Origin of the sequence: Haliscomenobacter sp., from assembly GCF_965225875.1 — a bacterium.
In the GTDB taxonomy this organism is placed as follows: domain Bacteria; phylum Bacteroidota; class Bacteroidia; order Chitinophagales; family Saprospiraceae; genus Haliscomenobacter.
On record NZ_CBDDBS010000002.1, the window covers coordinates 4,005,467 to 4,029,691 of the forward strand.

The 24,225-nt window shown below is 47.6% G+C and carries 26 protein-coding genes; 10 read left to right on the forward strand and 16 right to left on the reverse strand.

Features of this window, described 5'->3' with window-relative positions; all coding sequences use genetic code 11:
• Positions 1-220: 220 nt before the first annotated feature.
• Entirely contained in the window at positions 221-1,357 is a 1,137-nt protein-coding gene (locus tag ACO08K_RS18310) for a S1C family serine protease (RefSeq protein ID WP_421797859.1), read from the reverse strand.
• 351 nt (positions 1,358-1,708) lie between these two features.
• On the opposite strand from ACO08K_RS18310, the gene ACO08K_RS18315 reads away from it, so the two are divergent.
• From ACO08K_RS18315 to ACO08K_RS18330, 4 genes are all read left to right on the forward strand, one after another.
• Positions 1,709-2,311 carry an HD domain-containing protein gene (locus ACO08K_RS18315; RefSeq protein ID WP_421797860.1) on the forward strand — a complete coding sequence of 201 codons (603 nt, stop codon included), beginning with the start codon at positions 1,709-1,711 and terminating at the stop codon, positions 2,309-2,311.
• 145 nt (positions 2,312-2,456) lie between these two features.
• Positions 2,457-3,065, forward strand: coding sequence for a Uma2 family endonuclease (locus ACO08K_RS18320; protein WP_421797861.1), 609 nt, complete (start codon positions 2,457-2,459; stop codon positions 3,063-3,065).
• A 41-nt stretch (positions 3,066-3,106) separates the two neighbouring features.
• Positions 3,107-3,766 carry a hypothetical protein gene (locus ACO08K_RS18325; RefSeq protein ID WP_421797862.1) on the forward strand — a complete coding sequence of 220 codons (660 nt, stop codon included), beginning with the start codon at positions 3,107-3,109 and terminating at the stop codon, positions 3,764-3,766.
• Between the two features lie 13 nt (positions 3,767-3,779).
• Positions 3,780-4,481 carry an SMI1/KNR4 family protein gene (locus tag ACO08K_RS18330; protein ID WP_421797863.1) on the forward strand — a complete coding sequence of 234 codons (702 nt, stop codon included), beginning with the start codon at positions 3,780-3,782 and terminating at the stop codon, positions 4,479-4,481.
• 4 nt (positions 4,482-4,485) lie between these two features.
• Here ACO08K_RS18330 and ACO08K_RS18335 read toward each other — a convergent pair whose 3' ends face one another.
• The 6 genes from ACO08K_RS18335 to ACO08K_RS18360 all read right to left on the reverse strand — a co-directional run bounded on the left by ACO08K_RS18335 (position 4,486) and on the right by ACO08K_RS18360 (position 9,355).
• Positions 4,486-6,207: a M3 family oligoendopeptidase gene (locus ACO08K_RS18335; protein ID WP_421797864.1), complete on the reverse strand. Its 1,722-nt coding sequence runs from the start codon at positions 6,205-6,207 to the stop codon at positions 4,486-4,488.
• A gap of 151 nt (positions 6,208-6,358) precedes the next feature.
• Positions 6,359-6,823, reverse strand: a complete 465-nt coding sequence (locus ACO08K_RS18340) for a DUF5606 domain-containing protein (protein WP_421797865.1) — start codon at positions 6,821-6,823, stop codon at positions 6,359-6,361.
• Positions 6,824-7,091: 268 nt separating this feature from the next.
• Positions 7,092-7,592: a c-type cytochrome gene (locus tag ACO08K_RS18345; protein ID WP_421797866.1), complete on the reverse strand. Its 501-nt coding sequence runs from the start codon at positions 7,590-7,592 to the stop codon at positions 7,092-7,094.
• Complete coding sequence (locus tag ACO08K_RS18350) at positions 7,576-7,947, reverse strand: hypothetical protein (protein WP_421797867.1); 372 nt, start codon at positions 7,945-7,947, stop codon at positions 7,576-7,578. The genes ACO08K_RS18345 and ACO08K_RS18350 overlap by 17 nt, the downstream gene beginning before the upstream one ends.
• Positions 7,944-8,510, reverse strand: coding sequence for an RNA polymerase sigma factor (locus tag ACO08K_RS18355; protein ID WP_421797868.1), 567 nt, complete (start codon positions 8,508-8,510; stop codon positions 7,944-7,946). The genes ACO08K_RS18350 and ACO08K_RS18355 overlap by 4 nt, the downstream gene beginning before the upstream one ends.
• Before the next feature lie 374 nt (positions 8,511-8,884).
• A complete protein-coding gene (locus tag ACO08K_RS18360) occupies positions 8,885-9,355 on the reverse strand; it encodes a RidA family protein (RefSeq protein ID WP_421797869.1) in 471 nt (156 codons plus the stop codon).
• 184 nt (positions 9,356-9,539) lie between these two features.
• On the opposite strand from ACO08K_RS18360, the gene ACO08K_RS18365 reads away from it, so the two are divergent.
• Positions 9,540-10,481 carry a DUF4382 domain-containing protein gene (locus tag ACO08K_RS18365; protein ID WP_421797870.1) on the forward strand — a complete coding sequence of 314 codons (942 nt, stop codon included), beginning with the start codon at positions 9,540-9,542 and terminating at the stop codon, positions 10,479-10,481.
• 158 nt (positions 10,482-10,639) lie between these two features.
• Here ACO08K_RS18365 and ACO08K_RS18370 read toward each other — a convergent pair whose 3' ends face one another.
• The 4 genes from ACO08K_RS18370 to ACO08K_RS18385 all read right to left on the reverse strand — a co-directional run bounded on the left by ACO08K_RS18370 (position 10,640) and on the right by ACO08K_RS18385 (position 16,612).
• Positions 10,640-13,312 carry a GNAT family N-acetyltransferase gene (locus ACO08K_RS18370; RefSeq protein ID WP_421797871.1) on the reverse strand — a complete coding sequence of 891 codons (2,673 nt, stop codon included), beginning with the start codon at positions 13,310-13,312 and terminating at the stop codon, positions 10,640-10,642.
• Positions 13,313-13,328: 16 nt separating this feature from the next.
• Positions 13,329-14,297, reverse strand: coding sequence for a 6-phosphofructokinase (pfkA, locus tag ACO08K_RS18375; protein ID WP_421797872.1), 969 nt, complete (start codon positions 14,295-14,297; stop codon positions 13,329-13,331).
• Between the two features lie 39 nt (positions 14,298-14,336).
• The gene (locus ACO08K_RS18380; protein ID WP_421797873.1) at positions 14,337-15,134 is read right to left on the reverse strand and encodes a hypothetical protein; all 798 of its coding nucleotides are present in this window, start codon (positions 15,132-15,134) and stop codon (positions 14,337-14,339) included.
• 209 nt (positions 15,135-15,343) lie between these two features.
• Positions 15,344-16,612 carry an adenylosuccinate synthase gene (locus tag ACO08K_RS18385; protein WP_421797874.1) on the reverse strand — a complete coding sequence of 423 codons (1,269 nt, stop codon included), beginning with the start codon at positions 16,610-16,612 and terminating at the stop codon, positions 15,344-15,346.
• Positions 16,613-16,818: 206 nt separating this feature from the next.
• Between ACO08K_RS18385 and ACO08K_RS18390 the strand changes: the two genes are divergently transcribed.
• A complete protein-coding gene (locus ACO08K_RS18390) occupies positions 16,819-17,523 on the forward strand; it encodes an aspartate/glutamate racemase family protein (RefSeq protein ID WP_421797875.1) in 705 nt (234 codons plus the stop codon).
• A gap of 330 nt (positions 17,524-17,853) precedes the next feature.
• A complete protein-coding gene (locus tag ACO08K_RS18395) occupies positions 17,854-18,318 on the forward strand; it encodes a pyridoxamine 5'-phosphate oxidase family protein (RefSeq protein WP_421797876.1) in 465 nt (154 codons plus the stop codon).
• 4 nt (positions 18,319-18,322) lie between these two features.
• Here ACO08K_RS18395 and ACO08K_RS18400 read toward each other — a convergent pair whose 3' ends face one another.
• The gene (locus tag ACO08K_RS18400; RefSeq protein ID WP_421797877.1) at positions 18,323-19,384 is read right to left on the reverse strand and encodes a ferredoxin; all 1,062 of its coding nucleotides are present in this window, start codon (positions 19,382-19,384) and stop codon (positions 18,323-18,325) included.
• Positions 19,385-19,492: 108 nt separating this feature from the next.
• On the opposite strand from ACO08K_RS18400, the gene ACO08K_RS18405 reads away from it, so the two are divergent.
• Together ACO08K_RS18405 and ACO08K_RS18410 are read left to right on the forward strand one after the other, a co-directional pair.
• Positions 19,493-20,062 (forward strand): Crp/Fnr family transcriptional regulator, encoded by a 570-nt coding sequence (locus ACO08K_RS18405; protein ID WP_421797878.1) that lies wholly within the window; start codon positions 19,493-19,495, stop codon positions 20,060-20,062.
• A gap of 66 nt (positions 20,063-20,128) precedes the next feature.
• Positions 20,129-20,758, forward strand: coding sequence for a hypothetical protein (locus ACO08K_RS18410; RefSeq protein WP_421797879.1), 630 nt, complete (start codon positions 20,129-20,131; stop codon positions 20,756-20,758).
• 261 nt (positions 20,759-21,019) lie between these two features.
• Here ACO08K_RS18410 and ACO08K_RS18415 read toward each other — a convergent pair whose 3' ends face one another.
• The 3 genes from ACO08K_RS18415 to queG form a co-directional block, all read right to left on the reverse strand.
• A complete protein-coding gene (locus tag ACO08K_RS18415) occupies positions 21,020-21,847 on the reverse strand; it encodes an amidohydrolase family protein (protein ID WP_421797880.1) in 828 nt (275 codons plus the stop codon).
• Between the two features lie 127 nt (positions 21,848-21,974).
• Positions 21,975-22,706: an esterase family protein gene (locus ACO08K_RS18420; RefSeq protein ID WP_421797881.1), complete on the reverse strand. Its 732-nt coding sequence runs from the start codon at positions 22,704-22,706 to the stop codon at positions 21,975-21,977.
• Positions 22,707-22,787: 81 nt separating this feature from the next.
• Positions 22,788-23,735, reverse strand: a complete 948-nt coding sequence (gene queG / locus ACO08K_RS18425; protein ID WP_421797882.1) for a tRNA epoxyqueuosine(34) reductase QueG — start codon at positions 23,733-23,735, stop codon at positions 22,788-22,790.
• A 100-nt stretch (positions 23,736-23,835) separates the two neighbouring features.
• Here queG and ACO08K_RS18430 point away from each other — a divergent pair, with 100 nt between their 5' ends.
• On the forward strand, positions 23,836-23,937 hold the full coding sequence (locus ACO08K_RS18430; RefSeq protein WP_421797883.1) for a 30S ribosomal protein THX: 102 nt from the start codon (positions 23,836-23,838) through the stop codon (positions 23,935-23,937).
• Here the strand turns inward: ACO08K_RS18430 and ACO08K_RS18435 are convergent.
• Entirely contained in the window at positions 23,921-24,190 is a 270-nt protein-coding gene (locus ACO08K_RS18435; protein WP_421798332.1) for a hypothetical protein, read from the reverse strand. The genes ACO08K_RS18430 and ACO08K_RS18435 overlap by 17 nt on opposite strands.
• Positions 24,191-24,225: the final 35 nt, after the last annotated feature.

Below are 24,225 nucleotides of genomic sequence, written 5' to 3' on the forward strand. Positions count from 1 at the left end.
GACAGACGCCTCAAAACAAAACGAAAAACCAACTTTAAACAAGTCTCTTAAAAACGCAGAAAAATTAACTTCCCGATTTGGGTTTTGAATAGGAAGTCGAACGGTTCATTTCAAGTGAGCTTCCTATTCAAAAGCCTCAAAAAAATCGGGAAATAATTTTTTGCGCCATACTAAGCTTAACAGGATTCCAAGAGACTTGTTTAAATCGGTTTGTTAAACTTTATTGATTTTTCTGTTCGCGCAGTTTCACAGGCACGGTAATGGGCTTGTTCTTGCGCAGAACCTTCAAATTAACGGTATCTCCTACTTTGGCGCGACCTACCACTTCTTGAAGTTCTGGTATCGATTTAACCTCGCGGCCATCAACGCCAACGATCACGTCATTGATTTGCAGGCCAGCATACTGAGCTGAGCCACCTTCTTCCAAACTTTCAATCACTACGCCTTGTGAGATGTCGACATTGAGTTCTTTGGCAAATTCGCTATCCAACTCTTGAATGCCCACGCCAAGGTATGGACGCTTGTAGCCGCCGTAGCTGATGATGTCGTCGACCACCCGGCGCACCAGATTCACTGGAATGGCGAAGCTGTAGCCTTGGAAGGAGCCCGTACGGGTAGCAATGGCGGTATTGATGCCAATCAGTTTGCCTTGAGCATCCACGAGTGCTCCACCACTGTTGCCAGGGTTCACCGCAGCATCGGTTTGGATGAACGACTCGATGGCTGCACCTTTGCCCAAAAGGTCAATGTTGCGGCCTTTGGCACTGATGATGCCTGCGGTAACCGTAGAGGTCAGCTCGAAGGGATTGCCAACGGCCAGGGCCCATTCGCCAATGCGGGCTTCGTCGGAGTTGCCAACCTCGGTAGGGGTCAGCCCGGTGGCGTCAATTTTGATGACCGCCAAATCGGTTCTTTTATCGGTACCCACCAGGGTTGCTTTGAATTTACGGTTGTCGGAAAGGGTGACTTCCAATTCGTTGGCACCTTCCACCACGTGGTTGTTGGTGATGATGTACCCGTTTTCGGAATAAATAACCCCGGAACCGGAGCCTTCCGCAGGTGCACCACCGCCGCGGCCGCCAAATGGGAAGAAAAAGAAATCGTCCTGGTTGGAGCGGGCAGTTCGGGCAATTTTAGCGGTGATGTTCACCACCGAGGGCGTTGCTTTTTGAGCTGCCAGAACAAAATCGAAGGGTACCGTGCCAGACCAGGAGGGAGCATTGACAGGCCGGGTATAGGATACGGCTTCGGTTTTAAGGGTTTCAGCGTTGTCCTCACGATTGAGAAAATGGCTGCCAGTCAGGGTGATTACTCCACCCAAGACTCCGGAGAATACTAAAGCAATCCACTGCTTCATGGCTATTGATGTTTTTTACAAAGAGTATTTTTAAATCAATTAGGTTGCAAGTTGGACGAACGGGTTCCATCGTTCAAGTTACAGAGAAGTAACCAGCGTGTAAAGGCATTGGTTATGCTTTTTTTTTGCTTTAACCAGATTTTAACATGTAGTGCCTCAAAAAAGCAGCTTATCTTTGATCGCGAAATTTTCATTTCGGGGTGATAAAAAAATAAGTGTTTCATTTTGCCAGTGGATTAGATGAGTAAACGGTTCATTTTAAGTTTCTTATCTAATCCTTTGGCTCAGAGAAAATGAAAACTTATTTTTGCCCCACTACTTAAGAATTTTTACCAAAAAAGCAGTAAAAAATTGGTAGGCATTCACAATGGGATGGAAGGGAATAACCCAAACAAGATAGATTACCACGGGGAACTGAAACCGGAAAATGAGTTGGAACTTGCCTTGCTTGAAGATCCAGCGTTTTTGGAGGGTTTGGATTGGGGCTTACCCAGGTATGGGCACCCCGAGGGTGAGGTCTATCGCCACATCGCCGAGGTGTTGGCCAACATTGACAAAATCAAGCTGGACCCTGAATCACGGCGCATCCTGCGCACCATCGCTTTTGCCCACGATACCTTCAAACACGCCGAACACAAAGGCAGTCCTCGCGACTGGACGCGGCACCACAGCGTACTGGCTGCGCAGTTTCTGGAAAAATACACCGACAATAAAATCATCCTCGACATCACTGAGCTGCACGACGAAGCCTACTACTCCTGGCGCATGGAATACCTGTACCATCAGTACGACGAAGGCCAGGCGCGACTAAAAAGCTTGCTCAACCGCATTGGCGACAACATTCAATTGTACTATCTCTTCTTCAAGTGTGATACCCGCACGGGGGATAAAACTCAGGCACCCGTGAAGTGGTTTGAGCATACGATACGGAATATTGAGGTGGTGGATTTTTGAGCAATAAAGTTGACTGAATTATTTTTTTGATTTGGCAGGGTCGCTTCCTTCGGTTTCCACACGCAACCAAACTAAATGGGAATTTATCTAAAACCTTGCGCGACCATTGCAAAACCCTTAACTTGTTGATCACAAAACGGTACTTATGTCAACCCTTGCTACTACGCCGATTACCAGTCTCTCTCAGCTTGATCCTCAAGGATTTTATACCTATTCTGACTACCTCAGCTGGCAGTTTCAGGAGCGTGTAGAGTTAATTCGTGGTCGATTGTTTCCCATGAGCCCTGCCCCTAGTACACTTCATCAAAGGGTCTCGCGTGAATTGAGTTTGCGCATATTTACGTATTTTAACCAATCCACTTGCCAGGCATTTAGTGCTCCATTTGATGTTCGTTTACCAGTTAGTCTCAAAAAAGGCCAAATGACTACTGTGGTTCAACCTGATCTGTGCGTGATCTGTGATCCAACTAAAATCGACGAGCAAGGTTGTAATGGTGCCCCGGATTTGATTGTTGAAATCCTATCTCCCGGCAACACCAAGCGGGAAATGCGTGAGAAATATCAGGTGTATGAAGAATCTGGCGTGCGGGAATATTGGCTGGTTCATCCGCTGGACCGCGAAGTCCGGGTCTATGTCCTCAATCCGGATGGGAAATATACTGGCTTGGCACCAGTCATTGAAGACGATTTGCTACACTCAACAGCATTTCCTGAATTGGAGATTGATTTAGCCCAGGTATTTGCTATCAGGTAAAATTTCGTTGGATGCACTTATCGCGATTTAGATGATTTTTTATGAAGCTATTTTTATTAATGATGCTTGTCATTCCTCAGGTTCAATCAATCGCCTGTAGCTGTGGATTGGCTACCATTGCCAATGCATTTCAACGTAATGAAGCTATCTTTTATGGCAAACACATTGAGACCAAGTACACCACTGATTATTATCGGGTGACTGGAAGGCCTTTTAAAATTGACAATTTCGAGGTGATCAGAGGTTATAAAGGTGTTGATACGGATCAATTTGAACAGTCAGTGGACAAAAAATACATTGTTTCTGTTTTGAGCCCTTGTGATCAAAGCAGTTGCGAGGAGTGTTTTGTGCCTAATAAATATTACCTCGTGTATAGTTCGGTCAGTCCCTATTCAGGTGCTCTGGGTGTTGAATATTGCAGCCGAAGTCGGGAGATTGTCGCTTCAAATTTCATGGTTTCGGAACAATATGACCGGGAAAGGGGTAAAGATGAACAGCGTGAATTATTGCGTTTGAGCAAAATCCGTGGCGCAGCAGGTGAAAGTTTTTTTACAATCCTTGAAAAAAAAGACCAGGAGATTCGTAGTTTGGAAAAAGAGAATAACCGACTACAGAAGCGAACTTTCAGGACTGAAATTGCGCTTTATTGCTTATTCCCCCTTATGTTTCTGGGCATCTTTCTGTATGTACAAAAACGATGAACAAGTTTTCTTTATGGATCAAACTTTGATAACTATACAACAAGTTGAAACCAAGCTTCAGCATTCCCTCCCGAATGAATACAAAGAGTTTTTGAGCAATTTTGATCTACTTAGTAAGGAGGAATTGGGGTTTCCTATCACCCTGCGAGATGGTTATAAAATGTCAAATGTGCTAAGATTTTTTTTTGAGGCAAGTACGTTTTTAGATCAAAACGATTTCAGGTCTTTTTTAGAAGAATACATTGGAACATTTGACCTAACATCTGATTATGTTGAACCCGAATATCTTTATTTCATTGCCGAGTGTTTGACTGGAAACATTGCCATGGCCATTGGAGGGCGGCATGAAGGCAAATTATATTATGTGGATAATGGTGATTTTGGCATCATTTACCTTGCCTCTTCCATAAAGGATTTTATAGATACTTTATATGAAGTGGATGGTTTTGCTTGTGATGAAGAGGATATTTTAAAGGCTGTTAGCACAAAAGACTTAACCCAATTAAAAATCCTTTTGGAACAAAAAGATGGAGATAAAATTATCCAACTGTACTCATGGTTGGACATCAAACTTTTCGACCTCGCCTACGAAGCTAATGACATTCAAATATTGACCTACTTAGTTGGAAAAGGCTTTACAGGGTTTAATAGGCTTGAGCACTATAAAAGTATGATTTTTGGTGCGGCTTCTTCTGATCAACGCTCCTCAGATTGAACCCTCATTTCAACTTCTCCATCTCCCCCCTTACAAAAGTCCCTAAATCCCTTACATACTCCTGCGAAAAATCAAAACGGATGCCCGCTTCGGCATAAATCTCCCGAATCGAGCGCGTATTGCCCAGGCGCATGGCGCGGGTAAAGGCTGCAACGGCCTGTTCTGGGTTTTCGCGGTACTGCCGCCACAGGGCGATGGCACCTAACTGTGCGAAACCGTATTCGATGTAATAAAAGGGCACTTCAAACAAGTGGAGCTGTTTGTGCCAGAGGTTTTCAATGTATTGTTCGAGGCTGGAGTAGTCCAACACTCCTGGCGTGAAGGCGTGAAAACTTTCGGTCCATTTGGCCCGGCGCTCTTCCTGCGTATGATTGGGGTGGGTATACAACCAGTGTTGGAATTGGTCGATGGTAGCGATCCAGGGCAAAACCTTAAGCACGTGCTCCAATTGAGTGATTTTGGCGCGGCGCAGGTCGGCTTCGTTGGGGAAAAACAGGTGCCAGTGATCCATTGTAAGCAATTCCATGGTCATGGCAGCCAGTTCGGCTACTTCAAATGTAAATTTCCGATCAAATAACAAAGGATAATCGCGGGTGAGGAAAAAATGAATGGCGTGGCCACTTTCGTGCATGAAGGTGCGCAAATCCCCCAGGGAGTTGGTCGCATTCATAAACACAAAAGGCATCCGGGTAGCCTGCAAAGGCATGTTGTAGCCACCGGGGCGCTTGCCAGGGCGGGAGGCCAAATCCAGGAAACCATTTTGCTGGATCAAACGGATGATCCGTGCGTATTCAGGATGAACCTGCTCCAGACACTGAATGCCCTTGTGCAGCAATTCGTTGGTATCCTTAAAAGGGTGCAAGGGCGCTTGCCCGGCGGTATCCGCATTCAAATCCCAGGGCCGCAATTGGGTGACCTTCAGGTTTTGTTTGCGAGTGAGGTACAATTCATTCAAAATTGGCAAAACCTCGGCCTTCACTGCCTGATGGAAATCATGGCAATCGGCAGGAGTGTAATCAAAACGACCCAATTCCTGAAAAGCATAATCCCGGTAATTCTCCATCCCGGCGTTGCGGGCAATGGCGTGGCGTTTTTGCAGCAACTCATCAAACAACTGATCCAATTGCGCGGTATCCTGCAGGATGCGCCGATTGATTTTGTGGTAAATGTTGCGGCGACGCTGGCGATTGGGTTCTTCCAAAATGGTGTTGGCTTGCTGGAGGGTCATTTGTTTGCCGTCCATACCAATCATCATTTGGGAAAAAATACGGGCGTATTCCTTGGTTTTGAGTTGTACATCGGTGTTGAGGGCGACATTCTCTTCCTGAAACAGGTCTACCGATGCCTGAATATTGCGCAAATAAATCTCGTACCGACGCGCATCCAACTGGTTCAAATAGGGCGACTCTACCAGTTTTTTGTTCAAGGCTTGATCGAGTGGATCTAATTTGGGTAAAATTTCCTGGATAACGTATTGGTAACGTTGATTGGCTGATTGACTTTGGTTGTCTGCCGACAATTGGATGTATGCCCAACTGATGGTTTCTCCCAACTGAGCCTCAAGTTCACTGCGCTCAGTGATCCATGTACTCAAGTCCTGGACCGAGTGGATCGGCCGCTGGAGCAATGTGGTGAATGTAGGTTCTACATCCTCCCAGGTTTGTGGTAGTGCCGGTACAGAATAGTCCGTACAAGCGCTGGTTTTGGTCGCCGGTAGATTACGCATAGTATAGGTCGCCTAAAAAGTTTCAAGTTGAGAAGTTGAGGAGTTTAGAAGTTGAGAATGAGGTTGTTCAGAAGCAACAAACAGTGACCGACTATGCTGCGGCGTTTGGTGCGTCTCAACTCCTCAACTTCTCAACTCCTCAACCCTTCAACTATTCTTCGCCTTTTTCCGCGTCTCCTTCCGTTTCTACCACCTCTGCCTCGTCTTCTTCGGTTTCTTCATCTTCTTCCATCGTGGTGTAACCCAGTTCGTGCAAGTGCAAGAACCACTTGATGGCTTTTTTGATGTCGCCCGTATTCACCCGATCGCGGTCATAATCGGGAAGGATTTGCGCGAAATAAGTATGTAGCTTATCGCCAGTTTCAGTCAAAGCAGGCATAGGCACTGATTCCAGTTTGTCCAGCATGCTTTGGAAAACAATTTTCAATTCTGAAGTTTCACCATCATTCGTATAAATGCCAATGGATTCCAATGGTGTAAACTGATGTTGCCGTACAGATGCAAAACGTCTTTTACCGTTGGCCAGGTCTTCTACAATCAACCCGTTGTTGCGATTGGCAACCATCTTAAACAGCCCCGGTAAGCCGCTCACCGCTACTAAACCCTTAATTTTCATGTTGTACAATTTCTGTTTTTCAATTGAACGCGCAAATGTACAAACAATTATGATAACCCATATAGCTCACGCATTCATTCGTGAGATACCCGGGTGGGTTTTGCAAACCACGAATCAGTTCGTGGAGTATTGGCCAGAATAATAGTGAAATGTGTATGGAAAGCCTCTTTGTAATGCAAATGTAAAAAAATTTTTATAATCCAAAGCTTTTTTGGTGTGCGGTTGTTTTTTTTGGGTAAACGGTCGATTTATTTTTTCTATAAAACAATCAACGCGCAAGATTTTGCGCTTCCACATAGGCCAGAATGGCTTCAATGTCCTCGTCTTTGAGGCTGCTGGATGGCGTCATGATGACCGGTTTCCATTTGTTCCACAACTCCTGAGCCCGGGGGTGTCCGGCGTCAATCAGGGCCTGCGAATTGCGAATCCACTGGTAAAGGTCGCTACGGGGGTAAGCAGCCCAACGTTCTTGCACGCCTCCTAAGGCTGGCCCGGTCAGGTTCGATTTCATGTCGCGATTGTGGCAGGCGGCGCAATTGTTTTTGAACAGGTCTTTGCCTTTTTGAGCAGTAGGGCTAAGCACTGGTAACGCCGTTTGGACGGCTTGTTCTGCATCATTTTTGCTGCCCAAAAAACTGGAATAGTTCTGCCAGAACAACAAAATCAGTACGATCAGCAGCAAAAAACCAGCCCGGGTAAGTTTGGAAAGGGCGGCCAGCATCTCAGTATTCAGGCTCTCCTGACTTTCTTCTTCAATGTGCTTTTTCATGGTTTGTGTGGGTTTTAATTTTGGGTAAATGAAAACGTTTTTCCAAAGAATCTATGCTATCCGACACCCCCTTGAGTTGATGTTGCAAGGGCGTCTTGAGCTTCGGGAGGGGCAAATCGAGCGACTTGTTTTGAGGTGGGTACAAAAAGAACAGCACCACCATCACCAGCAAAACCGTTGCCGCCAGATTCAACCAATGCAAATTGCTATTCAGCCGTCGGGCCAAAAAGCGCAACTTTTGTGGGGCTGTTTCCCGCTCAATTTTTGCCCATAAATTGGGTGGTGGTTCGGCCTGGTGTTCAGCCAGCTTTTTTTGCAACAAACCTTCGAAGGATTTGGGATCTCTTGGTTTCATCTGGCATTCATTTTTTTGAGTTGTTCCAAGCGGTTTTTCAGGGCAATCTTGGCGCGCAGGTACTGCGAGCGCGAAGTTCCTTCACTGATGTCGAGCATGGTGGCAATTTCGGCATGGGAATAGCCTTCGATGGCGTACAAATTGAGCACCGTGCGGTAGCCCTGCGGCAAGTGATTGAGGACGGTAATCAACTCTGAAGCGCTAAGCGCCCCAATGATGTCTTCATCGGTATAAAGGTTTTCCGGGGGTTCTACGTAGGGCAGGAACTTAAGGCTTTTTTTGCGCAAGCGACTCAGCGCGGTATTGACCATAATTTTGCACATCCAGGCTTCAATGCTTCCCTCGCCGCGAAAGGCCGATAATTCCCGAAAAATTTTGATAAAACCTTCCTGGAGCATGTCATTCGCTTCCCCTTCGTCGCGCCCATAGCGCAGACAGACGGCGTACAAACGGGGGCTGTAGCGTTCATAAAAACGAAACTGAGCACGGCTATCGCCTGCCATACAGGATTGCAGCAGGTCATCGGGTTCTAAGGCCATAAGGGTGTTGCTTGCTTTCGCCATGGTTCGGGTGTAAAGTTAACCATATGGCGCAGGAAGGGGAGGGAAACGTTGCACGGGGGATGCATTTATTTGCACTAAACAGGTGCTTCTTTAATCTGGATGAGGCGAATTGATAATCAAGGAACTAATAGTCTTAAGCTCAACGACCAGCGGCAACGCCGCCAAACGTCTGTAGGTTTTGTCCGCAGCATTGAGTTAAAGGTGCAACACACCGCAACAAATGAGGCTTGTTGTTTCGGTGCTACGCACCTTTAATTTAACGATGCCCCTGGTTTCTACAGACGTTTTGGCGGCGCTGCCGCTGGTGGTAACCTAATATTGGTTGGTTATCTAATAACATTGGAAATGAAGACATGGCTGTGTAGGACAATACCTTATTCAATCTCAAAAATCCCTTCCACTTCCACCGCCACATTCCCCGGCAAGGAGCCCATGCCCACGGCACTCCGCACGCCCTTACCGTATTCATCGCCCCACAAATCGACGAACAAGGTGCTACAACCATTCATCACCACCGGGTGCATGGTGTATTCGGGGGTGCTGTTCACCATACCCAATAATTTGACCACTCTTTTGATGCGGTCCAGGTTGCCCAGGTGTTTTTTGAGGGAGGTCAACATGGCCAGGCCACATTGGCGGGCGGCGATTTGGCCTTCGGTTTCGTCGAGGTCCTGGCCCAACTTTCCACTGATGTAGCTGCCGTCGCTTTGTACCGAGACGTGACCAGACACATAGACCAGCTTATCCACCGTGAGGCAACTGTGGTAAATGCCTTTTGAGCCGGGTAGAGTAGGTAAAACGAGGCCCAATTCGGCCAATTTTTTTTCGATATTGCTGTTTTCCATGGCGTTAGGAAATTTTTTTTTGCTTTTTTTTAAAAACGCAAACAAGATACTAAACCCCGTAGAACTAAAGCACTTACAGATTAGGTTTATGCAAAATTGAGGGACCCTTGGAATGTTAAGGGGCAATAGACGGAATTTTCAGGGCGTTTAAGGGCTTGTTAATTACCTCAAAAAACCAATAACCATGAACACAAAATTCACCGCATTGCTGTGCGCAGCAATGTTCAGTATCACTATGTTTTCTTGCGAAAAAAGTGATCTCGATGAATCAAAAGGTACTGCACGCATCGAAATTACCGATGCCCCCATCGACGATGCCAACGTCAAATCCACCTTCGTTACCATTGCGGATGTTAAATTGGATGGAAAATCAGTAGAAGGTTTTTCCAAAGTCACCATTGACCTTTTGGCCTACCAAAAAGGCAACACCAAAGTACTTGGTATTGCGGAACTGGATGCCAAAACCTACAGCAACATCACCCTGGTTCTGGATTACGAAAAAGACCAGAATGGTGCCGCACCGGGTTGCTATGTACAAGAAACCAATGGCAGCAGGCACGCGCTGACCTCCACTGTAAACGAAATCACGCTCAACTACAACTACCTCGTTCAGGCTGGTCAACAAACCGATCTGGTCGTAGATTTTGATTTGCGCAAAGCGATCAAAAGACAAGACAACACGACCGATAAGTACGATTTTGTCACTGCCGCCGAGCTCAATACCGCCCTGCGTGTAGCTGCCAAATCAAAAGCAAGTGTGATCAAAGGAAAAGTCCAGGACGTCATTTCCCAAAGTGACAAAATTGTGGTGTATGCCTATAAAAAAGGGCAATTCAACCGCAATACAGAAGTGGATGGCCAGGGCGCAAGCGACGTCGAATTCAGCAACGCTGTGACCAGTGCGACTGTAGATGCCAGTGGGAATTATGAGCTGCACTTCCTGGAAACGGGTGAATATGAGTTGGTCATTGCCGGCTACACCAAAAACAATAGCACCGGGCAAATGAGTTTGAAGGGTACCTTGACGGCCAATTCTACCAATAGCCTCAACCTCGGACTGCTGAACCTTAACGCTGGCGTCGCACTGACGGTGGATGTTTTGGTAACGGCCTTGTTGCCGCTGTAACGAAAACTACTGAGGTGGCCCTCTAGTGCCTTAGGTTTCTTAGGTGGTGAAAAAGAAAAAACCTGCGTAGCAGGGTATTATTTCACCACCTAAGAAACCTAAGGCACTAAAGGGCCACCTCAGTAATTAGCTTTAACTAAAGCTGCAGCGCACTAAAATTAAAGTTCTAACTCCACTTCATACACCTCCATGTCACTCTTATCAAAAGTAAAACCCCGTTTTTCAAACAGCCTAATCATCGACTTATTTTGCGACAAAACCGAGGCCACAATTTTTTTAATCTTCCGATCTTTCGCGATGTCCAAAATATAATCGGTCATGATATTCCCCAGTCCCCGGCCCTGAAAATGATCCGCAATCAAGATAGAATACTCCGCCGTTTCCCGCCAGGCATCTTCAATGATCCGTACAGAGCCCAAGAGTTCCCGACCGGCCCCACGGCTGATTTCCGCTACAATGGCCATTTCCCGATCGTAATCAATGTGGGTAAAGCGAATCATCCAGGCGTGGTTTATTTTGGGGATGTAGCCAAAAAAACGCATGTACAGGGAATCGTTGGAAACGCCCTGTAACATTCGGGCCATGGCAGGTTCATCCTCCGGGCGAATTGGCCTCAGCGTGACTACTTCCCCTGTTTTGAGGGTAACCGTTTTGCTGTATTTTTTGCCTGGATAGGGTGAAATGACCAGGTGTCGGTATTCCAGTCCCTTGTTCTCCGGAATGTTTTCTTCCAAAACGACCGTTGCATCCACCACAACTCCTCCCTTCGCGTCGGCCAGCAAGGGATTCATTTCGATCTCCTTGAGTTCAGGAAAATCCATCACGAGGTAGGAAAATTTGCACAGCAAAAAATCGAGTTCAGCCAGGTTACTGCCCGGCTGTCCGCGATAACCTTTTAATAGGGGATACATTCGGGTACCCTCGATGAGGCGCTGCGCCAGAGCCATGTTCAAGGGCGGCAAACCCATCTGGGTATCTTTAAACACTTCCACTGCAATTCCTCCGCGCCCAAACACAATCACCGGCCCAAAAACCGGATCTTTTTGTGCTCCCATGATGATTTCAAAGGGGCGGTAAACCATTTTTTCCACCATAACCCCCTCGGCTTTGACGCCGGGTTGGTGCTGCTCCAGGTTGTGCAGGGTATTGCGGTAAGCCAGGCGCAAGGCATTTTCATCTTGCAGGTGCAGGTGTACGCCACCCACTTCTGTTTTGTGGCCGATTGCGGAAGAAACCAACTTCAGCGCTACCGGATAGCCCAATTGTTCACCCGCCTCGGCTGCTTCTTCAATGCTTTGGCAAAACAAACTCCGATTGACCGGGATTTGATAAGCTGCCAAAAGCGCTTTGGCTTCGTGATCGAGCAATACGTTGCGCTTTTGCTGGCGGGCATTTTGGATGATGGTTCGGGCTTTGGCCGTATCGGGCTCAAAATCTTTGGGGATTGCCGGAGGTGTTTCGTACAACAATTCCAAATCGCGCATGTAGCGATGGATGCGTAAGAAGGCATCTACGGCGCTTTCGGGAAAACGGTAGTTGGGAATTCGCCCGGCTTCCAGGATTTTGCGGGCAGCGCGTACTTCCCCTTCTCCCATCCAGGCGCTGAGCAGGGGTTTGTTGCAGTGGCGACTGGCTTTGACCAGTGCCTCGGCCATGGCTACCGCCTGGGCTTCATTGCTGGGGGAAAAAATGGCCAATACCCCGTGAACACCTTCATCGCGCAAACAGGTTTGAACCGCCATTCCGTACTGCTCCGGATCGGGCTGACTGGGTAAATCTACGGGATTGCAAATTTCTTGAGTGGATGGCAGTATTCCGGTCAAGGTTTGAATGCTGCGATCCGATAGGGTGGCCAGTTGCCCTCGATTGTGGATCAGGTGGTCGGTAGCCAATACGCTGGGGCCACCACCATTGCTGACGATGGCGAGATTGTTGCCCCGGGGGCGGGGTTGCATGGCCAGGGCCTGCGCGAGATTGAACAGCTGAGCAATGGTGGTCACCCGAATGACCCCGGCACGACGGAACGCCGCATCAAAAGCGGCATCGTTGCCCGTGAGGGTGGCAGTATGGGAAAAAGCGGCTTTTACCCCTTCTTCACTGCGACCGGCCTTGAGGACGATAATCGGCTTGTGGCGGGCAAAAGCCCGGGCTGCACTCATGAATCGCCGGGCATTTTGCAGGCTTTCCATGTAGATCAGGATGCAGGAAGTCTGCGAATCAGAGCCAAAATAGTCAATCAAATCAGCAAAACCAATGTCTGACATCTGCCCCGGGCCAACTACATAGCTGAAGCCAACCCTTTGTTCAACAGACCAGTCCAGGATAGAACTGAGTAGCGCACCACTTTGTGAAATCAGCGCCAGATTACCAGGCAAGGGCATTTTGGAAGAAAAACTGGCATTGAGCCGTTGATGTGGGGCAATAAAACCCATACTATTTGGTCCCAATAAACGCATTTGGTACCTGCGACAAATCTGTTGGGCTTGTTGACGGTATTGTTGCAGGGTTTCAGCAGGGTAGAGCTGATCGGATGCCACCAGGGCAATGCTGCCCACCCCGGCCTTACCACATTCATTGAGTAGTTCCCCCCATTGATTGGGTGCGGTGGTGATGAGCGCGAGATCAACTTTGCTGGGCAATTCCGCAATGGTTTTGAACGAAGCAGGGCCACCCGCAGCTTGCCCGCTAGGCGCAATGGTGTAGATGGAGCCTTTGAAGCCAGCCTGAGCCAGATTGTGTACCAGGCGGTAACCGAGGTTATCCACCTCAATGAAGTCACCAATGATGGCTAGCGATTGTGGTTTAAAAAGCTTGTCCAGCTTCTGCTTCATGGCTTATACATTTACGCTAACTCAACAAGTCGACCATTTCTACCAGATTGCTGTCCATTTGTTGGTGTTTGATGCACTGACCGAATGGAGTATAGACAATTTCGTTGTTCACAATCCCGATCATTACGTTGGATTTACCTTCGATCAGGGCCCGAGTTGCTGCTGCCCCCATCCGGCTGGCGCGTACCCGCTCCATACAGGTGGGGCGGCCACCTCGTTGGATGTGTCCGAGGATGGAAACTTTGATTTCATAATGGCTGAGGCGGGCTTTGACCATTTCGGCAATTTTGTGGGCACCGCCTGCCTCATCCCCTTCGGCAACCACCACTATACTGGAGTTCTTTTTGTTTTTCCAACCCCATTCCAGTTTTTCAATCAAACCCTCAATGTCGGTATGGGTTTCGGGCACCAGAATGGCCTCGGCTCCGGTAGAAATCCCTGCTGCCATGGCAATAAACCCGGCATCTCGCCCCATCACTTCAATAAAAAACAAACGATCGTGGGCGCTGGCGGTATCGCGAATTTTATCGATCGCGTCCATGGCTGTATTGATTGCTGTATCGTAGCCTATGGTATAATCCGTCCCCATCAGGTCATTGTCGATGGTACCAGGACAACCTACAAACTTGATGTCTGGATATTCCTGCATAAAAATATGAGCACCCGTGAAGGTGCCGTCCCCTCCAATGGCGACGATGCCATCGATGCCAAATTTGGCCAGGTTTTCGTAGGCTTTGCGACGGCCTTCAGGGGTGCGGAATTCGGCACAACGCGCCGAACGTAGAATTGTCCCCCCTTGTTGAATGATGTTGCTGACCGAATGGTGATCCATGTCGTACATGTCCCCATCAATGAAGCCTTGATAACCACGACAGATACCAGCAGCGGCCAGGCCTTCGTGTAAAGCAGTACGTACTACCGCGCGGATGCAGGCATTCATGCCCGGAGAGTCTCCACCAGAGGTGAATACGGCAATCTTTTTCATGTTGTTCGGGTTATTGGGGTGACCGTAGGGAAGGGATCGTTACACGAAACGCCGCCGCACCAACTTGATAAACGACTGCGCAATTTCACTGCGCTCGTCGTCGCCCCAGTTGAATTGGGTGGCCACGCCAACAAGGTAACTTTTGGCGCTTTCCAGGCTGGGGAAATTATTCAGTGCCCGCAGGACTTCGTCCAATTTGTTCATATCCCGACCAAACAACTCATTCATGTACAAGAGCCGATCGTTGATGGACATGCCTTTGGTCAAATCGGCGATAGGCATCTCGCTCAGCTTTTCGGACAATTCAGTCGCTTTTTTGAAGGAGAAAAGCGCTTCTACCCGACTATTGCTACTGCCTGATGAAGGAGTAGGTTCTGGTGTTACAGGTGGAGGCGGAGGCGGTGTGGGTGTCACCGGAATTGGCTCCGGTTTTACCTCTACCACTGGAGGTTTGGGCTGCTCTACGGGTGGAATGTATACTTTGGGCTCCTCGCGTACTTCTACAACGGGAGGTACTTCCACTTTGGGTGGCTCTACATTGACCACGGGTGGCACGTAGGCTTTGGGCGCTTCATAAACCGGCTTGACGGGCTCCGGCTCCGGTTTGGGTTCTGGCTTGGGCTCAGGCTTGCTGACTGGAATTTCTACCAAGGGAGCACTTACAGTAATTTTACCAGACTCTCCGGCATCTTCCAAAAAAGTTTGGTACAACTGGCGTAGATAACTCAACATCAGGTCGCGCTCAATTGGTGTAGGTTGAGGCGAACCATCCATTTCCATACTCTTGAAGAGTGAATTGATCTTACGAACGAGAATTCGGGCTTGTTGCAAATCCATTGCGGCTAATTCATTTTGGGTTACAAAATACGGAAATGTTTGTTACGAATGTTGAAAAACGTCAATTGGGGGATGGGTAATATGTCAGTAAGGAACTATCTTTTGAGTTGAGGGGTTGAGAAGTTGAGGCTACCGCGAGCGTCGTGGACATTAATCTTGTCTAAGTCGCTCGCGGTAGCCTCAACTCCTCAACCTCTCAACTCCTCAACTTACTTCAAAATCAGGCTCGCCCGCTCCGGTCCCACCGAAATGATGGTAATCGGCACACCCAGGTAACGCTCCAGCGCCTCCAGGTAAGTGCGGGCAGTATCGGGCAATGCCGAATATTCGATGCCAGCCGGAAGCGATTGTTGCCAACCAGAGAAGGCTTCATAAACAGGCTCAACCTCTTCATCACAAAGATCAAAAGGCAACTGATCGGTCAATTGGCCATTGATTTTGTAATGCGTAGCTGCATAAATGGTATCAAAAATATTGAGTACGTCCAGTTTGGTTACGTTCAGTTGGGTTACCCCATTGAGCATGATGGTATACTTAAGCTGTGGCAGGTCGATCCAGCCACAACGACGGGGACGGCCAGTAGTGGCACCAAATTCCGCACCTTCCTTGCGCAGCAATTCACCCGTTTCATCGTGCAACTCAGTCGGGAACGGCCCTGAACCCACCCGGGTGCAATAAGCCTTGGTGATGCCGATTACCTCCTTGATGGTCGAAGGTGCTACCCCCAAACCCGTACAAACTCCGGCGGTGATGGTATTGGAAGAAGTGACAAATGGGTAAGTCCCGAAGTCGATGTCGAGCATGGAGCCCTGAGCACCTTCAGCCAGGATGCGTTTGCCTTCGGCCAGAGCCTGATTGATGTAGTATTCACAATCTACCAGGTTCAGCGAACGCAGCATTTGTAAGCTATCCATCCATTTTTTTTCTTCGCCTTCCAGGTCGAATTCTACGGCAGGATATTGCCCCAAGAGCAGCAGGTGTTTCTGCTTGAGGGTTTCGTATTTCTCCAGAAAGTTGGGCGAAGTAACGTCGCCTACGCGCAGGCTGTTGCGCCCAGTCTTGTCCATGTAAGTTGGGCCAATACCGCGCAAGGTAGAACCAATTTTGGCTTTGCCCTTCGCATTTTCCGAAGCAGCGTCCAGATAGCGGTGAGTAGGCAAAATCAAATGGGCTTTGCGGGCAACGAACAAGCGGCTGTGGTAATCTACCCCAACTTCAACCAGTTTTTCAATTTCCTTTTCCAGCGTGATGGGGTCCAACACCACACCATTGCCAATCACGTTGATCAGGTCATCACGGAAAATACCGGAAGGGATGGTGTGCAGGACAAATTTTTTGCCATCAAACTTGAGGGTGTGCCCGGCATTGGGGCCTCCCTGGAAACGGGCGACAATGTTGTATTTTGGTGCCAGGTAGTCCACAATTTTACCCTTTCCTTCATCGCCCCACTGGAGGCCCAATAGTACATCGATTCCCATAAGGTTGTGTATAAATTATAAAAACCTAACTGACCAGCGGTCGGTTAGGTTTTTATTGATTAGTGCTTAGGCTTTAGGCCCATTTTGTGCTGAATAAGTTTTTACGGCGCAATGTAGAGAGAAAAGTTGAATTGAAATAGTGAAAGGGGGAAAACTTGCGTTCAATGCGCGGTGTTGTTTTGAAAACAGTCAATACTACGTGCACAATGAAAAAATTAGGCTTGGTTGGGGGGATCAGCTGGATTTCCACCATTGATTATTACCGTTTTATCAATGAAGCAGTCAACGAAAGATTAGGTGGACTCAATTTTGCGGAGTGTCTGCTTTACTCGGTGAATTTTAATGATTTTCAACGAAACAACACAGGAGGCAATTGGGAAGCTACGCTTGAACTCCTTGCTGATGCCGCAGAAAACCTGAAAAAGGGCGGTGCCGAAGCCATTGTTTTGTGCGCCAACACGGCTCATGCAGTTGCGGAAAAATTGGAGGAAAGGGTGCAATTGCCCCTCATCCACATTGCAACGGCGACAGCGGAGGCCATTCAGCAGAAAGGTTTGAAAAAACTGGGTTTGTTGGGGACCAAGTTTACGATGGAGATGGATTTTTACAAAAACAAATTGGCTGAAAATGGCATCGAAGTTATGGTTCCAGCGCAGTTGGCGGTGCGAGATTACATCCAGGAAACTTTGCGGGAGGAACTGAGCAAAGGCATCATCCGACCAGAAACGAAGGAGAGTTACCTGGCCATTATTCAAGACCTGATCAACCAGGGTGCGGAAGGCATCATTTTGGGCTGTACTGAAATCCCGATGCTGATCAGTCAGGAAGATGTGGCGGTACCGGTTTTTGATACGACGAGAATTCATGCCTCGGCGGCGGTGGATTTTGCGCTTGGGGCTGAAAATAAATAACTCACATTACGCAGTTTTAAAACACAGAGTTTCGCAGAGTACACGCAGAGTTTCGCAGAGTTTCTTTTAGTTTTAAGGAGTTTGCCACCTGCGGTGGCGAGAGTTCGGGCACTACTGAAATTTGATTTTTTTCTTACCAACTGCTGTTCAGTGCGGCCTCTGAGTACTCTTTGCCATCGCAGATGGCCTAACTTAAAAACTCTGTGAAACTCTGCGGTAAAAAAATATGGTTATATTGAAATCGATGTGTGCATCAGTGATGCTTAAATTAGATGTAGTATAGGAATAGAACTGTGTAATATGAGTTAATAATCAAAACATCACAATAACATGTTCACCACCGACATCAAAAAATCCATCGACACCTGTGTACTCTGCTGGTTGGCCACGGTGGATGAAAACCAGCAACCCAATGTTTCGCCCAAAGAGATGTTCACTTACCTGGATGACAACACCCTGCTGATTGCCAACATCGCCTCGCCCAATAGCGTGCGCAACATTGCGCAGCAACCCAAGGTCAGCGTCAGTTTTGTGGACGTGTTTACCCAAAAAGGGTTCAAACTAAAGGGCGAAGCCAAACTCATCACCAAAGAAGATTCCTCTTATGCCGCCAAAGCAAAACGTTTCGCTGACTTGTTCTCAGACAAATACCCTGTCCAATGCGTCATTGAAATCAAAGTGACCAAAGTCGATTCCATTCTGGCTCCAAATTATTGGTTATTCCCGGACAGCACCACCGAGCAGAGCCAGATTGAAGGAGCGATGAAAACCTACGGGGTGAAACCTGCGGAATGAGTTTCTAACGCTTGACCAAAAAAGGTGGGCGAAGCGCCCAAACGCCAGGTGCAGGATTGCGCAACACCAGCCACCAGCTAAAAAAAGCCAGGGCCGACAATTGAGCCGCCAGTACCATCCAATAAGGAAGGCTATGGCGCAGGTCGAACAACAAGCCATCCTGAGGATACAAACCATAGCCCACCAAAGCGGGAATGCGGAACCAGTAATAGCAAGAAACCGCGGCGGCGGCAAATACATTTACCAGTGTTCCCCACCTGGAGCGGGGCAAAACCCGGCGGAACCCCAAAAACAGCAACAGGGTGATGCACATGGTTCCCCAAGGCAAGGCGTAAGCCCAAACACATTCTATCCACCCCGCAGAATTCTGGCAATCAGGCACCTGAAACCAGCCCCATATGAAACCAGGCAAACACCCGGTCAGTAGGTTTGCCGCCAGTTGCTGGAGCTTTCGGTTTTTTGGGGAACAGTTCAATTCGGCAATTGGGGTAGAATCGGGACAGGGAATGACGCAGTTGTGGCAAGCTCCGCAATGGGCATTTGGGGGACTGAATAAAACTTTTTGCCCATATAATTTTTCTACCGGATGGATGGGGCATAGGCCTGAACACCACAAACTTTTGGCGTCAAAAAAAATGCCCCCCACAAAGGCGATACAGGCCAGCAAGGCCAAAAGCAGTGCCGTTGCCAGTCCGTCGACATTCAGTGAAAGGTGACGGGCGGGCACAATGAGAAACAAAAGGCAAACATTGGCCAAATTCAAACGGTCCTGCCATTTGAGCGGAATACGTTTTCGCTGAGAAAAACCCAAACGGTGAGGCAGCAAAGCAATACCGGCCAGCGGGCAAACATTGCGCCATAAGCCCACCACCAGTACGAACAACAAAGGCGCGAGTGGAATCAGCACATTCCAAAAGGCCTTGATGCCGAGGTTTGGTGCCAAAATCAAGGCTATGAAAATTCCCAGACCCAGTACAAAAAACAATCCTTGCAAAATCAGCCAGAGCAACTGATTTGTTCCGCTCAGGACTGAAGTAGCCTGAAATCTTGGATTGTTTTTTGCCATGACGCAGAAATATTTTTTAACTGGCGTGAATATAAAGGTGTAACTTATCTTGAGAAAGATGATTTTTGTCAATTGAAGCATTCCTTTACCAGCTCAAAGCGAGAAGCGATGATTGCGCAGATTTTGAAACAAATCGGAAATTTTAATGAAGAGCAGGTACAACTGTTTGAATCCAAAATTGTGTACCGCAAGCTGAGCAAGGATGACATTGTTTTGCCCGAAGGGGGCGTTTGTTCTTCCGTTTTTTACAACTTGAGTGGAGCCCTTTATCAATTCAATCACAAAGTGGACAATGAATTAAACGTAATTGATCTGCACCTGGATCAGGAATGGTTTTTGAATGCCAGCAGTTTTTTCAACCAAAAGCCCTCGGATTGTTGCATCAAAGCCTTTACAGACTGTTCAATTTTTGAGTTATCTGTGTTCCGCTTGCATGAGCTCATTGCGGTATCGCCAGTTTTCTTGCAATTGGGTAAAGTGCTGGAGTCTGCCACGAGCAGGGTTCATTTTTTTGACAACCTGATGACTCCGCTCCAGAAATACCAATACGTGTTGGATCATCGCCCCGATTTGATCCAACAGTTTCCCCTCAAAATCATTGCTGCTTACCTGAAAATCACGCCAGAGACCCTGAGCAGGGTGCGTGATAAATTGTCCAAAGGCAAAGGTCGTTCTTGATTTCGATCAAGTGTGTTTAGGCTGGAGTTCAGATATCTTTGAGTTACATTTTAAATACCACAGATTATGGACTTTCAATTCAAACGGACTTCAGGCATCAGCCTGATTATCGGCTCTTTATTGCTCATTGCGACGATGGTTTTGCACCCGAGTGGGGGTAGCGTAGCGCATATTTTGCGCATTTCCAAGGTCATTGTAGGCTCCCATTCGTTGGCCATATTGTGTCTGCCTTTTATTGGTTTTGGGTTTTATGGCATCTCGGAGGCTTTACAAACGCCTGGCCGGGTAGCTACCCTGGCATTTATGATGGCTGCTTTGGGCTTGGTTGCGGCGATGATTGCGGGAACCATCAACGGCCTGACTTTGCCCTTGTTTTTATCCCATTCCACAGAGGCGATTCAATCCCAACCGGAGGTAGTCCAATCCATCGTCCGATACGGCGCGGCCATCAATCATCCCATGGATTATGTGTTCATCATTTCTATCCTTTTGGCGATGGGAGTTTGGTCGGTATTGATCCTGCGGACGGCAGTTTTCCCCAAGTGGGCGGGTTATTTGGGGATTTTGTTTTTGCTGTTGGTGCTATTGGGACTGGTGACTAAGTTTAATTTTATTGACCTGACCGGGTTTAGGATTTTTATTTTTGGCTTATTGAGCTGGATTGTGAGTATGGGGGTGTTGATGATGCGGAGGTAGGGTTGTAATGTTAAGGGACATTTTTTTGCCTCAAATTGGGTGTCTTTGAGGCGAAAAATGTCCTTTCGTGGCTGCATTTTTTACAAAGAATACACTCGCTCTTCGCTGGTACAAGTCTCCAGACTTGTACCAACATTTCCGCGTCTCTGACGCATGAGCAACGCAAAAATATTAAGTGAACACACGTCAGAGACGTGTTGATAATGGTACAAGTCTCCAGACTTGTACCAGCGCCAGCGCCTAATCTATTTAGTTACATTTTCACAAAGAATACACCCGCTCCGCATTCCGTCCCATCACATCTGCCTGTTCATCGGCACTGAAACTGCCAAAATAAGCCTCACAAATACCAATCACATTGGAATAACTCCCGGCAACCAGGCACACCGGCCAATCCGAGCCATACATCAGGCGTTGGGTGCCAAAAGCTTCGGTGACTTTATCCAAAAATGGCCGAAAATTGCGGAACTCCCAGTTTTGCCAGTTCGCCTCGGTTACCATGCCTGATACCTTGCAGTGTACATTGGGCATCTCACCCAGGTGCTGGATGAAGGAAGCCCATTGATCAATTTGCCCGGCTTTGATGTAGGGCTTAGCGAGGTGATCCAGCACGAAAATTTGGTCTGGAAAAGCTTTTACCAGCTCAATCGCGGCGGGCAATTGATGGGGATAAATCAGGATATCATAGGTGTACCCCCGTTTGCCCAGGGCCTCAATCCCCCGACGGAAGGCAGGATTTTGCAAAAAATATGGGTCGGATTCGCCTTGGACAATGTGCCGGAATCCTTTTAACGTTGGATATTGCTTGTAAAAGTCCAGGCGTTCTTCCACGTTTTCTGCCCGCAAATCTACCCAGCCCACTGTTCCTTTGATGAAGGGATTTTGCTGCGCCAATTCCAAAAAGAAAAGATTTTCTTCCTCGTTTTGATCTACTTGTACCAAGACGGTGCCGTCGATACTGTGCTGTTTCAAGGCTGGAGCCAGATCCGCTGGCAAAAAATTGCGCTGAATCAAATGCATCTCGTCATTGATCCAGGCGTGGGTTTCAGGGCTGTAGTTCCAAAAATGTTGATGGGAATCGATGCGCATGAGTTGTCGTGAAGTCTTACTGTTTCTTTAAGAATACAGTGTTGTTTTTGATGAATAGTTGTTAGCGGGGTAGTCTGTTTGTCAATCTATGTAGTAGGGCAAAATGAGTTATTTTTTATCGCCCCGATTAGAATCTTGTCCCCAAATAAGTAGGCAACATCTGCCGCCAGGTCGGCCAATCATGCTTGATATCTGGCCCCCAAATGTCCAATTCATGTGGGATGGCTTTATTGCTCAGGATGTACGAAAGATTCCGGCTAGCCTGTGGATCTTCATAATCCCCTGAGCCCGTTACCAAGTGAATGTGCCCTGAGGAGCGCAACAAGTGTAAAGTGTGCTCGTCGGTCAAATTGGGCAAATAATGACAAGGCGAATTGTAATACACATTGTCGTCGTAATGCCCCTTGCTATAGGCCGTGAGGTCGTAAACACCGGACATGGCAATCACCCCATTGAACAAATCGGGCCTGCGGAAAAACAAATTGGCTGAATGTAAAGCCCCCAAAGAGGCCCCGGAAATAATGACTTTGGTGTCCTGACTGGTTTTGTCCTTGATAAAAGGTATGACCTCCTGCTCTACATAGGCATTGAATTGCTGGTGGCGAATCCCTTTGTGCACGGGATTCATGTGGTCGTTTAGCCAGGCTTCGGAATTGATGCTGTTGATTGAAAATACCTTTATTTTACCACTCTCAATAAAAGGTGCAATGGCATCAATCAGCTGAAAACGCTCGTATTCCAAATAGTCAGCCGCCGCAGTGGGCAACAAAAGTAAGGCAAAGCCATAATGCCCATACATGGCAATCTCCATGTTTTTGTTCAGATTCGGACTGTACCAGTGGTGTATTTCGCGGTGCATACAGCTTGTAGTTTACTGTTTTCTGATTTGAAGAAGGAAACATACGGTTTTTTAACCTTATTTCCCCTTGCCAGACGATTATTATTCTTGATCACCCTTTGATTGATTTAAAAAAGCGATGTTGCGCTGTAAGCCCTCCAACTTGGTGCGTTTGACCGCGGATTGTTTAAAGACTTGATTAAAAACCTCTTGGGTGATCTCCTCCCAATCACTTTTACGCATAGACAACAAATCGGGGTGGGGCTCAAAAGCAGGTTCCTGATGGGGTTGCGAAAAACGATTCCATGGGCAAACATCCTGACAAACATCACAGCCAAACATCCAGTTGTCCATTTTATCTTTGAATTCCACCGGTAGGGCCTCGCGCAACTCAATCGTCAGGTATGAGATACACTTGCTTCCATCCAACAAATAACCTTCGGGTGAAATGGCCTCAGTAGGGCAGGCGTCAATACAACGCCGACAAGTACCACAATAATCCCGCATGGGTGCATCGTAATCCAATTCCAGATCCAGAATGAGCTCGGCCAGGAAAAAATAAGACCCTGCTTTAGGATTAATTAATAAGGTGTGCCGTCCTGTCCAGCCCAAGCCAGCTCGCTTGGCCCAATCGCGCTCCAATACGGGTGCCGAATCCACAAAACAACGCCCGGCGACTTGCCCAATGTTTTGCTCAATGTACTGCAAGAGGGTTTTGAGCTTGTCTTTGAGTACAAAATGATAGTCTTTTCCGTAAGCGTATTGAGAAATTTTTGGGGCATCGGGGTCTTCCTGTTTGTCGGGATTGTGGTAGTTATAGAGCAAGCTGACAACTGATTTTGCCCCCGGTACCAGTTGGGTCGGGTCCACCCGCTTGTCAAAATGATTGGCCATGTAGTGCATCTGGCCATGGAAGCCTCGGTTGAGCCAGTCCTCCAAACGCCGCGCCTCTTCATCCATGAATTCTGCCTTGGCAAAACCTACCATGTTGAAGCCCAAACGTTGGGCTTCAGTACGGATAAGAGCGGTATGGGCTTGTGTTGATGCCATCATACAAAGATACAAAAGCAATTCTTACTCTACGTTTAGCTTTTCCTTAGCTAAAAAAGTGTACCTTTGCAGCCTTTAAAACCACAAAATTTAATCAACCATGGGAAAAGGTGACAAAAGAACCTTGCGCGGTAAGCTCTTCATGAGCTCTTACGGCAATACTCGCCCCAAGAAAGGCAAAAAAGTCAAAAAGCAGGAATAAACCTGCTCGCTTCTAAGGTTCCAAGGTTCCAGGGTTTCAAAGTTCCAGGGTTCAAAGGGCATTCAATGTTCCAGACTCTTTTACTGTTAAACCCTGGAACCCAAGAACCTTGTAACCTGGAACTTTGCAAGCCCGGAACCTTGGTCTTTAAAACCCTCGAAGCTTCTTCTAGCAAGCCAAATTTTATTTTCTCTTTCCTGCTTTTTTTCTCCAATAATATTCTATTTTTAGCACTGACGATTGTTTGGCGCAACACCAATTGTTTTGCCCCAACAAAACACGAACTAG

Excerpts from the sequence above, each read along its gene's own strand:
- ACO08K_RS18310 (WP_421797859.1), bottom strand. The coding sequence starts at position 1,357 with ATGAAGCAGTGGATTGCTTTAGTATTCTCCGGAGTCTTGGGTGGAGTA.
- ACO08K_RS18320 (WP_421797861.1), top strand. The coding sequence starts at position 2,457 with ATGTCAACCCTTGCTACTACGCCGATTACCAGTCTCTCTCAGCTTGAT.
- ACO08K_RS18325 (WP_421797862.1), top strand. The coding sequence starts at position 3,107 with ATGAAGCTATTTTTATTAATGATGCTTGTCATTCCTCAGGTTCAATCA.
- ACO08K_RS18330 (WP_421797863.1), top strand. The coding sequence starts at position 3,780 with ATGGATCAAACTTTGATAACTATACAACAAGTTGAAACCAAGCTTCAG.
- ACO08K_RS18335 (WP_421797864.1), bottom strand. The coding sequence starts at position 6,207 with ATGCGTAATCTACCGGCGACCAAAACCAGCGCTTGTACGGACTATTCT.
- ACO08K_RS18340 (WP_421797865.1), bottom strand. The coding sequence starts at position 6,823 with ATGAAAATTAAGGGTTTAGTAGCGGTGAGCGGCTTACCGGGGCTGTTT.
- ACO08K_RS18345 (WP_421797866.1), bottom strand. The coding sequence starts at position 7,592 with ATGAAAAAGCACATTGAAGAAGAAAGTCAGGAGAGCCTGAATACTGAG.
- ACO08K_RS18350 (WP_421797867.1), bottom strand. The coding sequence starts at position 7,947 with ATGAAACCAAGAGATCCCAAATCCTTCGAAGGTTTGTTGCAAAAAAAG.
- ACO08K_RS18355 (WP_421797868.1), bottom strand. The coding sequence starts at position 8,510 with ATGGCGAAAGCAAGCAACACCCTTATGGCCTTAGAACCCGATGACCTG.
- ACO08K_RS18360 (WP_421797869.1), bottom strand. The coding sequence starts at position 9,355 with ATGGAAAACAGCAATATCGAAAAAAAATTGGCCGAATTGGGCCTCGTT.
- ACO08K_RS18365 (WP_421797870.1), top strand. The coding sequence starts at position 9,540 with ATGAACACAAAATTCACCGCATTGCTGTGCGCAGCAATGTTCAGTATC.
- ACO08K_RS18370 (WP_421797871.1), bottom strand. The coding sequence starts at position 13,312 with ATGAAGCAGAAGCTGGACAAGCTTTTTAAACCACAATCGCTAGCCATC.
- pfkA (WP_421797872.1), bottom strand. The coding sequence starts at position 14,297 with ATGAAAAAGATTGCCGTATTCACCTCTGGTGGAGACTCTCCGGGCATG.
- ACO08K_RS18380 (WP_421797873.1), bottom strand. The coding sequence starts at position 15,134 with ATGGATTTGCAACAAGCCCGAATTCTCGTTCGTAAGATCAATTCACTC.
- ACO08K_RS18385 (WP_421797874.1), bottom strand. The coding sequence starts at position 16,612 with ATGGGAATCGATGTACTATTGGGCCTCCAGTGGGGCGATGAAGGAAAG.
- ACO08K_RS18390 (WP_421797875.1), top strand. The coding sequence starts at position 16,819 with ATGAAAAAATTAGGCTTGGTTGGGGGGATCAGCTGGATTTCCACCATT.
- ACO08K_RS18395 (WP_421797876.1), top strand. The coding sequence starts at position 17,854 with ATGTTCACCACCGACATCAAAAAATCCATCGACACCTGTGTACTCTGC.
- ACO08K_RS18400 (WP_421797877.1), bottom strand. The coding sequence starts at position 19,384 with ATGGCAAAAAACAATCCAAGATTTCAGGCTACTTCAGTCCTGAGCGGA.
- ACO08K_RS18405 (WP_421797878.1), top strand. The coding sequence starts at position 19,493 with ATGATTGCGCAGATTTTGAAACAAATCGGAAATTTTAATGAAGAGCAG.
- ACO08K_RS18410 (WP_421797879.1), top strand. The coding sequence starts at position 20,129 with ATGGACTTTCAATTCAAACGGACTTCAGGCATCAGCCTGATTATCGGC.
- ACO08K_RS18415 (WP_421797880.1), bottom strand. The coding sequence starts at position 21,847 with ATGCGCATCGATTCCCATCAACATTTTTGGAACTACAGCCCTGAAACC.
- ACO08K_RS18420 (WP_421797881.1), bottom strand. The coding sequence starts at position 22,706 with ATGCACCGCGAAATACACCACTGGTACAGTCCGAATCTGAACAAAAAC.
- queG (WP_421797882.1), bottom strand. The coding sequence starts at position 23,735 with ATGGCATCAACACAAGCCCATACCGCTCTTATCCGTACTGAAGCCCAA.
- ACO08K_RS18430 (WP_421797883.1), top strand. The coding sequence starts at position 23,836 with ATGGGAAAAGGTGACAAAAGAACCTTGCGCGGTAAGCTCTTCATGAGC.